This is a genomic window from Rhodoferax ferrireducens (assembly GCF_003347515.1).
Lineage (GTDB): Bacteria > Pseudomonadota > Gammaproteobacteria > Burkholderiales > Burkholderiaceae_C > Rhodoferax.
In genome coordinates this window covers 1-314 of the sequence record NZ_QEII01000026.1, presented here as the reverse complement: position 1 = coordinate 314, position 314 = coordinate 1, and the positions used below count along the sequence as shown (strand labels likewise).

At 55.4% G+C, this 314-nt stretch carries 1 protein-coding gene; it reads right to left on the bottom strand.

What is annotated here, in order from left to right; translation table 11 throughout:
• Positions 1–98: 98 nt before the first annotated feature.
• A partial coding sequence (locus tag C5P05_RS00105) for a hypothetical protein (protein WP_198674551.1) occupies positions 99–314 on the bottom strand: 216 nt, incomplete at its 5' end.

Below are 314 nucleotides of genomic sequence, written 5' to 3'. Positions count from 1 at the left end.
GACGAAAAAAAGGTGCTCTTGCGAGCACCTGTAAATCCCCATCTTGGAAAAAGAGAAGCGCAATCCCCCGAGTGGTTAAGTTCGGGGGATTCGATCGATCAGAAGGCGTAGTTCAAGCGGATGCGAAAGGAGTTTTCTTTCACATCAGTACCCATGGCGCTGTTCTTCGCGGTCGAGGAGGACAGGGCTGGCGTCCAGGACGCGCCCTTGATGTCAAACAAAGGCATGCTGTAGGACACGTAGGCGGTTTGCACCTTCAGGTCACCAACAGCTTGTTCGGTCTTGGCCGCAATCAGGCCCACGACCAGGCCGCC